8 protein-coding genes are annotated in these 10,438 nt (G+C 64.9%); all 8 read right to left on the reverse strand.

Features of this window, described 5'->3' with window-relative positions:
* The coding region (gene xdhA, locus ACT84W_RS03280) for a xanthine dehydrogenase subunit XdhA (protein WP_444328196.1) at positions 1-1,860 on the reverse strand (1,860 nt) is incomplete at its 3' end.
* 447 nt (positions 1,861-2,307) lie between these two features.
* Positions 2,308-3,342 (reverse strand): BMP family ABC transporter substrate-binding protein, encoded by a 1,035-nt coding sequence (locus ACT84W_RS03285; protein ID WP_417575080.1) that lies wholly within the window; start codon positions 3,340-3,342, stop codon positions 2,308-2,310.
* Between the two features lie 128 nt (positions 3,343-3,470).
* Positions 3,471-4,028, reverse strand: a complete 558-nt coding sequence (locus tag ACT84W_RS03290; RefSeq protein WP_444328197.1) for a hypothetical protein — start codon at positions 4,026-4,028, stop codon at positions 3,471-3,473.
* Positions 4,029-4,156: 128 nt separating this feature from the next.
* The gene (locus ACT84W_RS03295; RefSeq protein WP_417575082.1) at positions 4,157-5,260 is read right to left on the reverse strand and encodes a BMP family lipoprotein; all 1,104 of its coding nucleotides are present in this window, start codon (positions 5,258-5,260) and stop codon (positions 4,157-4,159) included.
* Positions 5,261-5,399: 139 nt separating this feature from the next.
* Positions 5,400-6,332 (reverse strand): ABC transporter permease, encoded by a 933-nt coding sequence (locus ACT84W_RS03300; protein WP_417575083.1) that lies wholly within the window; start codon positions 6,330-6,332, stop codon positions 5,400-5,402.
* Positions 6,332-7,426 (reverse strand): ABC transporter permease, encoded by a 1,095-nt coding sequence (locus ACT84W_RS03305; RefSeq protein ID WP_444328198.1) that lies wholly within the window; start codon positions 7,424-7,426, stop codon positions 6,332-6,334. The genes ACT84W_RS03300 and ACT84W_RS03305 overlap by 1 nt, the downstream gene beginning before the upstream one ends.
* 13 nt (positions 7,427-7,439) lie before the next feature.
* The gene (locus tag ACT84W_RS03310) at positions 7,440-8,951 is read right to left on the reverse strand and encodes an ABC transporter ATP-binding protein (RefSeq protein ID WP_444328199.1); all 1,512 of its coding nucleotides are present in this window, start codon (positions 8,949-8,951) and stop codon (positions 7,440-7,442) included.
* Positions 8,952-9,316: 365 nt separating this feature from the next.
* Positions 9,317-10,438, reverse strand: a 1,122-nt coding sequence (locus ACT84W_RS03315; RefSeq protein ID WP_444328200.1) for a xanthine dehydrogenase family protein molybdopterin-binding subunit, incomplete at its 5' end; no start/stop codon positions are given.

Consider the following 10,438-nt stretch of genomic DNA (forward strand, 5'->3'; position numbering starts at 1 on the left):
CGCGCTCAGCTGGTCGGCGGCGTTCAGGTTGTAGTATGCCTCGAGCGCGAAGGCGGGCAGGTCCCAGACTTTGTTTCCATCGCCGTCCCAGATGGCGTGGTCGCGCAGGTCGAGCTCGCCGGGGGCGCCCGCGCTGAGGTAGCGCGCGTAGTCGAGGATCTTGCGTCGCAGGGTCTCGCCGGCCTTCTTTACCGCGGCGCCGCTGACGTAGGTCTGGCGCGAGGCGTAGGCGCCGGAGTCGTAGGGCGTGACGTCGGTGTCCTGCTGCGAGACGATGTGCACGTCCTCGGTGTCGATGCCGATGGCCTCGGCCGCCATCTGCGAGAACACGGTGTCCGCGCCCTGGCCGATCTCGGTCGCGCCCATCTGGAGCTGGACGGTGCCGTCCTGGTTGAGCGTGAGCTGGGCGGTGGCGGTCTCGAGCGCGAAGGGCGCGACGGCGGTCTTGTAGACGAAGAACGCGACGCCCACGCCATGGCGGATGGGGCCGGTCTCGTTGGCGTACTCGCGCTTCTTGCGGTCCCACTCGATGTATTCCTTGCCTTTGGCCACGCACTCGGGGATGGCGCAGGTGTGCGCCGCGATGACGCCGCTCGGGGTGAACTCGTCCACGAACTTGTCTGTATAGACGTTCTTCAGGCGGAACTCGACGCCATCCCAGCCGTTGTCGTAGGCGATGTCGCCCATCAGGCACTCGGCCGCCCAGTTGCCCTCGGGCACGCCGTAGGCGCGCATAGCGCCCGTGTGCGGGCCGTTGGTGTGGATGGTGTAGGCCTCGGAGTGGGTCGCGACCTCGAGGTTGTGGTAAAGCCAGCGGAAGGAGTTCACGGAGTTGAGCACGAGGGCGTGGCCGTGGTGGACGTAGCCGCCGGTGTTGGAGTAGCCGACGATCTTGCGCGCGTGGAGTGCCATGTCGTCGCCGTAGGAGCACTCGATGTCGAAGGTCTTGGGCTGGCGGCCGGAGGTGTCCCAGAACAGCTCCTCGCGGCTGAGCTCCATCTTGACGCAGCGGCCGCCGAGCTGCTTGCAGATCCAAGCGTTGAGCGGCTCGTAGTGGACGTCCTGCTTGGTGCCGAAGCCGCCGCCGATGTAGGGCTTGATCACGCGGACGTCGCCCCAGGGGATGCCGAGCGCCTGACCGATGACGCGGCGCACGACGTGCGGAATCTGGGTGGAGCTGACGCAGACGATCTTGTGGCCCTCCATATAGCAGTACGAGACGCAGGTCTCGATGTGGACCTGGGACTGCTCGCGGCTCTCGCAGTGGATGCTCACATGGTGGTAGGCGGGGTCCTCGAGGGCCTCCTCGACGGTCTTGTAGCCCGCCTCTGCGAGCTTCTCGTCGGGGGTGCGGGCGCAAGTGTGGGTGACGATGTTGTCCGGCTTACGCTCTTGGACGGGCGGGTTCGTGCCCTTCATGGACTCGATCGCGTCGTAGACGACGGGGTACTCCTCGTACTCGACATGGATCTTCTTAAGCGCACGGTCGCAGGCGACGGTGTCCTCGCCCACCACAACGGCGATGTTGTCGCCGTAGATACGCACGCGGTCGTCGAGGAGCTTGCGGTCGGCCTGGTCGCGCTTGGGCGCCGCGGAGTCGGCGTACCACGGGTGGCCCGCGACGGGGTAGACGATGTCGGGCACGTCGAAGCAGGTGTAGATCGCGACGACGCCGGGGACCTCGAGCGCCTCGGAGGTGTCGATGGACACCACGCGCCCGTTGCCGATGGTCGAGTGCAGGAGCTTCGCCTCCAGGCACGGCTTCGGGCACAGGTCGTCGGTGAACTTGGCGCGGCCGGTGACCTTATCGGCGGCATCGACGCGAACGACCGGGCGTCCGACTTCCTTCAAGCTCTCCATAGGAGCACCTCTCCTTCGATAATCACGATAATAAAGAATTACCGTGTATTGGAGAGTATCATACCCGTCGCGGAAATCAACGTAGTATCTATACGGCGAACGGCAGGTTTCGAGCCTTGGCCGTCTGGGAGAACACCACTATTTACCTCTCGTTATGCATTTGTATGTCTAACGCTAGAAAGCTGGGTTCGCATCTGAACTAGTTCACTTCTTAATGGCACTCGTAAGCAGACCGCAAAATAAACAGGCACGACAGCGCCGCTCCGCGCCGTCGTGCCTGTCCCAAAATCGCCGCTCTGGGTAACAGCCATCCAGTGATGGATGCCCCCAGATGTTGTCCGTCAAATAAACGCCGCACAGGGTGACAGTCATTGCATGGTGAGTGTCACCGAATGATGTGTGTCCCAGAAAGCTGCACGCAATGACTGTCACCCAGCGTTGGTGTGGTTAGAACGTGCCGGCAGAGATCTGGTCGACGTAGTCGGAGATCTTCGACTGGACGTCGGAGGGGACCTTGTCGGAGAGCTTGCCAAGGGCGATGCCGCCGTTGACGAGGTTGGCCGCGATGGAGGCACCCTTGCCGTAGGCATCCTTGGCCACGCGGTCCATCGCGTCCTTCATGGGCCAGTTGATGACCGTGGAGGCGATGACGGTGGAGGTGCCGTCGAGGTCACGGGGCTGGGCGATGTCGAAGTGGTCGTCCGCGCCGGCCTCCTCGAGCGCCTCGCGCACGCCGTTGTCCGCCGCGGAGGCGTCGGACCACATGACGTCGACGTCGTGGGCATCGATGAGGGCCTTCGCGGCGCGCTTGCCCTCGCCCGCCTCGGTGAAGCCCGCGCCGAAGTCACTGAAGCCCTGGACCTTGGGGTTCACCTTCTGGGCCGCGGCGACGTAGGCGTCGTACTTCGCCATGGTCGACGAGAGCGCGTCGCCGCCGACGAAGCCGATGTTGCCCGTGGAGGTCATGAGGCCCGCCACGACGCCGGCGAGCGCGCCGATCTGCATAAAGTCGACCTCGACGACCTCGACGTTGTCGAGCGTCGAGTAGCCCGCGAGGTCGCGCGCGGGGTCGGCGTTGGTGAAGAGGAACTTGCAGTCGGGGCGCTGCTTGGCGACCTTGGCGACGACGTCGCCCCAGGCGGAGGCAAACTGCGTGCCGGCGGCCACGATGAGGTCGACGCCCTGGTCGGCGTAGGACTGGGCGAGGTCTGCGGAAGCCGCCGCCGTCGTGTTCTCCTGCGGCTCGACGAGCTGCCAGCCGCCGAGCTCCTTGCACGCGGACTTGATGGCGTCGTAGTGTGACTGTGCCCAGCCGCCGTCCTGCGCGGGGCCGGAGATGACGAGCGCGACCCTGCGGGTGCGCTTATCGCTCGGGGCGTCACCGGAGCCCGACGAGGAACAGCCGGCGATCGCCGCCGTCGCGGCGCAGGCGGCGCCGAGCTTGAGGGCCTCTCTCCTCGAAAGAACCGTGTTCATCGTCATTGTCTACCCCTTCCCGGCGCATCCAGCGCGATTCCTGTGGGCGGGACGCGAGCTGCGCCCCGCCCCTTCGTTTAGACGATTCTATCCACCGAGCCCGGCAAACCTAACAATAAGTTCGGTGAGCTGCCTTAAAGTGTGGCCTTAATGGCATCGACGTCGGCGTCAGAGATGAGCGTGCCCGCCTTGACCTGCTCGGTGTACTCGACGATCTTCTTCTGGACATCCTCGGGCACCTTGGAAGAGAACGAGCCAAGGTACGCGCCGCCGTTGTCGATGTTCGCCTCGATGACCTTGCCGTCTCCGAACTCGCCGGCCTCCACCTGGTCCATGGCCTCGCCGAACATCCAATCCGTGACGGTGGAGGTCACGACGCTCGGCTGGGCGTCGCCCACGGCGTCGATGGGCTGCGCGATGTCGAAGTGGGTGTCGGCGCCGGCGTTCTCGAACGCCTTGCGCGCGCCGTTGTCGACCGCGGAGGCGTCGCCCCACATGACATCGAGGCTCGTCGCGGCGATCCACTGCTCGCAGATCTTCGTGCCGAAGGAGGCATCGGTGAAGCCGGCCTCGAAGTTATAGGAGCCCTTAACCTGCTGGTTCACCTTCTGCGCGGCGGCGAGGCCAAGAGCAGAGGCCGTGCCGAAGACTCCCGCCCCGAGCTTGACCGCGTCGCGTCTGGTGATGTTCATGGTGGTTCCCTCCCCCCTTACCGAGGCCGAAGAGCCGTCGGCCCCTTTATCGAACAGAAGAGGGCAGGACGCAACGAGCACGTCCCGCCCTCGTGAAGACTATATGCCCCGAACCTTAAAACGACTGGCTAGGCGAGCGTGTCCTTGATCTTCTTGATGTCGTCGTCGGTGAGGAGCGAGCCGGACTTGATCTGGTCGGCGTAGTCGTTGATCTTGGTCTGGACGTCGGCCGGGACCTTGTCGGAGAACTTGCCGAGCGAGACGCCGCCGTTGTCCATGTTCGCGGTGATGGCCTTGCCGCCGCCGAAGGAGCCCTTCTCGATCTCGTCCATGGCCTGGTCGATCTTCCAGTCGGTCACCGTGGAGGCGATGACGGTCGGCTGGGAGTCGCCCATGATGTCGATGGGCTGCGAGATGTCGAAGTGGGTGTCGGCGCCGGCGGCCTCGAGGGCCTTGCGCGAGCCGTTGTCGACAGCGGAGGCGTCGCCCCACATGACGTCGACGTTGTAGGAGTTGATCCACTGCTCGGTGAGCTGGGTACCCTTGGCGGCGTCGGAGAAGCCGGCCTCGAAGTTGTACTGACCCTGGATGGAGGGGTCGATCTTCTGGGCGGCGGCCAGGTAGGCGGAGTACTTGTTGATCGTGGAGGGGAGCTTCATGCCGCCGATGAAGCCGATGGACTTCGTCTGGGTCATGAGACCCGCGATGACGCCGGCGAGCGCGCCGAGCTGCGTGAAGTCGGGCAGGACGGTCTCGACGTTGTCGGTGCTCTCGTAGTCGCCGAGCTCCTGCTCGGGGTCGGTGTTGGTGATGAGGAAGTGCACGTTGGGGTGGGAGTCCGCGGCATCCGAGGCCACCTCGGCCCACGTAGAGGCGAACTGGTTGCCGTTGCCGACGATGAGGTCGACGTCCTGGTCGACGTAGGACTCGGCGGCGGTGGCGGCGTCGGCGTTGGCGGTGTTCTCCTTGGGCTCGAGCATCTCCCAGTTGGGGTGCTTCTCGATGGCGCGCTTGAGGGACTCGTAGTGGGCCTGGTCCCAGCCGCCGTCGGTGATGATGCCGCTCATGATCATGGCGACCTTGTAGGAAGACTTCTTCTCGGTGGAGTCGCCGTCGGACTTCTTGTCCCCGGAGTCGGACGAGGACCCGCCGCAGGCGGCAAGTCCCAGGGTGGCCGCGGCGGCGCCGGAAAGGCCGAGGAACTGACGACGATCGAGGCTGTGCTTGGACATGGTTCTTCCCTTCTACCGTGCGGGCGCGTGTGCGCCCGCTTTCCCTTACTCCCCTTCTACCCGGACGGGCAGAAGGCAGTGCAGATACCCGCCGGCACAGGGTTACCGAAAGACCGGTGGGCTTGGAACCAAGTGACGACTAACGGGACTCGCGGAAGTACGGCTTGCCGTTCGCCTTCGGGCCACCGTGCTTGGAGCCGAAGAACATGAGGGCGACGATGGTGAAGATGTACGGGATCATCTTGAAGAACATGACCGGGGCGGACTGGAAGCTCGCCTGCAGGGCCACGTTCAGGCCGTCGAAGAAGCCGAACAGCAGGCTCGCGAGCATGACGCCCACCGCGCTCCAGCGACCGAAGATGACGGTGGCCAGGGCGATGAAGCCGCGGCCGGCGACGATGCCGTCGGTATAGATCGGGGTGTAGCAGATGGTGAGGAAGGCGCCGCCGGCGGCCGCGAGGGCGCCGCAGACAATGCACGCGACGTACTTGATGCGGACGACGTTGATGCCGAGGGTCTCGGCGGCCTGGGGGTTCTCGCCGACGGAGCGGAACGAGAGGCCCGCGCGGAAGCGCTTGAAGAAGAACGAGACGAGCGGCACGAGCAGGAACGCGATATAAGCGAGCAGCGTCTGGTTAAAGAGGCCGTTGCCGATGATGGGGATGTCGGCGAGGCCGGGGATGGCGATGCTCGCCATCTGGGCGCCCGTGGCGTTGTCGGGGTTGGAGCCGACGAAGAGGTTGTAGCCGAACAGCGCGATGGCAGGGGCCAGGATGTTGATGGCCATGGAAGTGACCACCTGGTCCGAGCACAGCGTGATCGTGCAGAAGGCGTAGATCATGTTGATGAGCACGCCCGCCGCCATGCCCGCCAGAAGGCCGAGCCAGAGGTTGCCGGTGACCTTGCCGACCGCGAAAGCGACGAAGGCGCCGACGGCCATGATTCCCTCGAGGCCGATGTTCACGAGGCCGGCGCGCTCGGAGAAGACCTCGCCCAGGGACGCGAGCAGGATGGGCACGGCGCCCATGGCCATGGCCTTGATGATGGTTGGAAGCGCGACCATGAAGTCCATTACGCGGTCACCTCAGCTTTCTTGTTCTTGGAGCCAAGGCCGGCGAGAAACGCCTTGACCTTGGGCAGCTTGACCATGGCCATGCCGGCGACGGCGAAGATGATGATCATGCCGCGGATGATGTCGACGATGGCGGTGGGCACGCCGATGACCGACTGCATCATCGTGCCGCCCGTGGACAGGATGCCGAACAGCAGCGAGACGACGAGGGCGCCGATGGGGTTGAGCTGCGCGATCAGCGCGATGGCCACGCCGTCGAAGCCGAAGCCGGAGCCGAAGCCGTCGGCCAGGCGGAAGGGGGTCTTGCCGAAGAGCTCGATCATGCCGCCCATGCCGGCGATGGCGCCGGAGATGACGAAGGCGAGAAGGGTGAGCAGGCGCACCGGGAAGCCGTTGACGCGCGAGGCGGTCGGGCTCATGCCGACGGCGCGGATCTTGAAGCCGAAGCTCGTGCGGAAGATCACGTACCAGACGAGCAGCCCCAGAATGATGGCGAGGAGCACGCCGAGGTGCGCGGGGCCGACGTCGACGAGGTGTGCGGACTTGGGCATCGCCGGGGTCTGCGGGAGCCCCTGGTCAGAGTAGACGTTCTTGTAGAGGAACTCCATGAAGTACAGGGCGATGTAGTTGAACATGATCGTCGTGATCATCTCGTTGAGCCCGCGGGTGATCTTGAGGATACCCGGGAGCAACGCCCACAGGCCGCCGAAGACGATGCCCGCCACGAGGGCGACGAGCACGGCGGGGACGCCGGTGAGGCCGAGGGTGATCACGATATAGGCGGCCGCGGAGGCGCCCATGATGAACTGACCCTCGCCGCCGAGGTTGAAGACGCCGCACTTGTACGCGAAGACCGCGGCGAGCGACGTGAACACGAGCGGGCAGGCGCGCTCGAGGGTCTTGCCGATCTTGCCCATGTCGCCGAGGGAGCCCTGGAGCATGGCGCCGTAGCCCTCGATGGGGTTCTTGCCGAGGCAGGCGATGATGATCGCGCCGACGACGAGCGCCAAAAGGACCGAGACGACGGGCGTGAGGACCGAGAGCATCTTCTCGTGCTGCTGCTCCGGCGTGAGCTTGCGTTTGGTGTTTGCCACTGTGTATCCCCTCCTACTTTCCGGCCATGGCGAGCGAGATCTCCTTGATCGGAGGGTTCGCGCCGGGGTAGGTACCCATGATCTGGCCCTCGAAGAGGACCGTGATGCGGTCGGAGAGCTTCAGGACCTCGTCGAAGTCCGCAGAGATGAGCAGGACGGCGCAACCCGCGTCGCGCTGGGCGATGATCTGGTTGTGGATGAACTCGGTCGCGCCGATGTCCAGGCCGCGCGTCGGGTAGACGGCGACGAGGAGCTTCGGGTGGCTGTCGAGCTCGCGGGCGAGGATGACCTTCTGCTGGTTGCCGCCGGAAAGCGAGCGAGCCGTCTGGTTGACGGAAGTGCAGCGGATGTCGTTCTCCTCACGGAGCTTCTCGGCGTACTCGTGGATGGCGTCGAGCTTGAGCCACGCGCCGTGGCCCGCGCTGAAGCGATCGGACTCGGTCTGCTTGAGCACGAGGTTCTCAGCGATGGTCATGTCGCCCACGAGGCCCATCTTGTTGCGGTCCTCGGGGATGTTCGCGAGGCCGGAGTTGATGAAGTCGGAGGGGCTGAACAGCGCGATCTTCGTGCCGTCGGGGCCGATGACCTCGCCGCCTTCGGGCTTGATGAGGCCGGTGACCAGCGCCGCGAGCTCGGACTGACCGTTGCCGTCGATGCCGGCGACTCCGAGGATCTCGCCGTTGTGGATGGCGAGGCTGACGTCCTTGAGGCCGCCGTGCTTGAGCTCGGGGCGGTAACTCACGTCCTTGAGCTCGAAGGCGACCTCGCCGGGCTCGGTGACCTTCTGGTAGGTGTTCTCCGTGAACTTCTGGCCGATCATGAGGTCGGCGAGCTCCTGCTCGGTGGTGTCGGCGACCTTGACGGTCTCGACGGACTTGCCGCGGCGAAGGACCGTGACGTAGTCGGAGATCCGCATGACCTCGCGCATCTTGTGCGAGATGAAGATGATCGACTTGCCCTCGTCGGTGAGGGAATGCATGATGTCGAAGAGCCCCTCGACCTCGAGGTCGGTGAGCACGGCGGTCGGCTCGTCGAGGATGACGAGGTCCGCGCCGCGGAAGAGCACCTTCATGATCTCGACGCGCTGCTGCATGCCGATGGACATGTCGCCGACCTTCTCGTCGAGGTCGATCTCCATGCCGTAGCGCTCCATGATCTCCTCGACCGCCTTGCGGTCGTCGGCCAACTGGAGCAGCGGCGAGTTATGGCGCTTGTCCCCCAAAATGATGTTCTCGAGGCCCGTCATGTCCTCGATGAGCATGAAGTGCTGGTGCACCATGCCGATGCCGTGCTCGACGGCGACGCCGGGACTGGTGATGTGCACCTCCTGGCCATGCATGAAGATCTTTCCCTCAGTCGGCTGGTACAGGCCGATGAGGACGTTCATGAGCGTGGACTTGCCGGCGCCGTTCTCGCCCAGGAGCGTATGGACCTCGCCTTCCCCTACGGTCAGGTTAACGTCCTGGTTGGCATAGAACGAGCCGAAGCACTTGCTGACGTTTTCCATCCTCAGCAGTTCCGCCACGTCATCCTCCTCTCCTCGTTGTTCACTCGAGTTCCTAGCCTAGGTTAACCAAAAAACGTGACGCACTGGTTTCGAATTCGGGCGAGCTTGTAAAGGCATATTTACAGGCAAGCTAACAAACTTTTTGAACTAGCTGGTAGAGCAGGAATACCTGAACACATGTTGCTTTTGAATAATTCTATAGATACAAAGAAACCCGCGGCGCACAAGGTCGCGGGTGGTCAGTTTGGACGGTAGGCGGTCAATAAAACCGCAGGTCGTTGTACTTATAAATACCTAACGCAAACGGCTCGCGCAAACGAGAAGGCGGGCGCGAAGGTGAGTTCGCGCCCGCCCTGAACGGTCATGCAGGTCTGCCCTGCGACCTAGCGCTTACGGCGGTGGGAGTAGTAGGTGTCCTCCATGGGGAGGTTCGGGCGGAGCTTGCCGTCCCAGGCGTGGTAAGCGTTCTGGACCGCCGGCGCCGCCGGGATCGTGGCGATCTCGCCGATGCCCTTGCCGCCGTAGGCGACGGGCAGCTGTTCGTCGCGCTCGACGTAGATGGCGTGGATCTCGGGGATGTCATCGGCGCGAAGAAGCCCGAGCGTTCCGTACTTGGCCGTGGGCACGCAATCCTTGCGCGGGAAGTCCTCGGTGAGCGCGTAGCCCATGCCCATGAGCACGCCGCCCTCGATCTGGCCCTGGATAGCAATGGGGTTGATGACGCGGCCGGAGTCGTGCGCTGCGTAGACCTCGGTGACCTTGCCCTCGTCGTTCAGGATGACCACGTGCGTGGCGAAGCCGTAGCAGATGTGGCTCTTGGGGTTGGGGACGTCGGCGCCGAGCTTGTCGGTCGGCTCGAGGTACTCGTAGAAGAACTCGTGGCCCTCGAGGGCGCGCAGGCACGCAGCGGGGTCCTTGGCGTGGACGCCGTGGCCGGGCGTGAGCTGCTCGGCCGGCACCTCGAAATCGGTGCCGTCCTCGAAGGTATGCTTCTTTCCGTCGCCCTTGGCGCGGACGGGGCCCTCGGGCACGGGCTCGCCGGCCTCGACCTTGAGCATGGCGTCGCGCAGCAGGAACGCCGCGCCGCGCACGGCCTCGCCGGTGACGACCGTCTGGCGCGAGCCGGAGGTCGTGCCGGAGTCGGGCGCGGCCTCGGTCGAGCACTCGCCGTTGGCGATGCTCGCCAGCGGAAGGCCCGTGGCCTCGGCGACGTCCTGGAGGAAGACCGTGTTGCAGCCCTGGCCGATGTCGGAAGTGGCGGCGTAGATCACGGCGCGGCCGTCCTCGATGCGGATGTTGCAGCGGCCGGCATCCGGCAGGCCCACGCCGACGCCCGCGTTCTTCATCGAGCAGGCGATGCCCGCGTGGCCGGGGTGCGCGTAGTAAGCGTCCTTGACGGCCTCAAGGGTCTCCTTGAGCGCCGTGGAGCAGTCGGCAATCTGGCCGTTGGGCAGGACCTCGCCCGGCGCGATCGCGTTGCGGTAGCGAATCTCCCACGGGTCGAG

This window comes from Paratractidigestivibacter sp., from assembly GCF_052362415.1.
Lineage (GTDB): Bacteria > Actinomycetota > Coriobacteriia > Coriobacteriales > Atopobiaceae > Paratractidigestivibacter.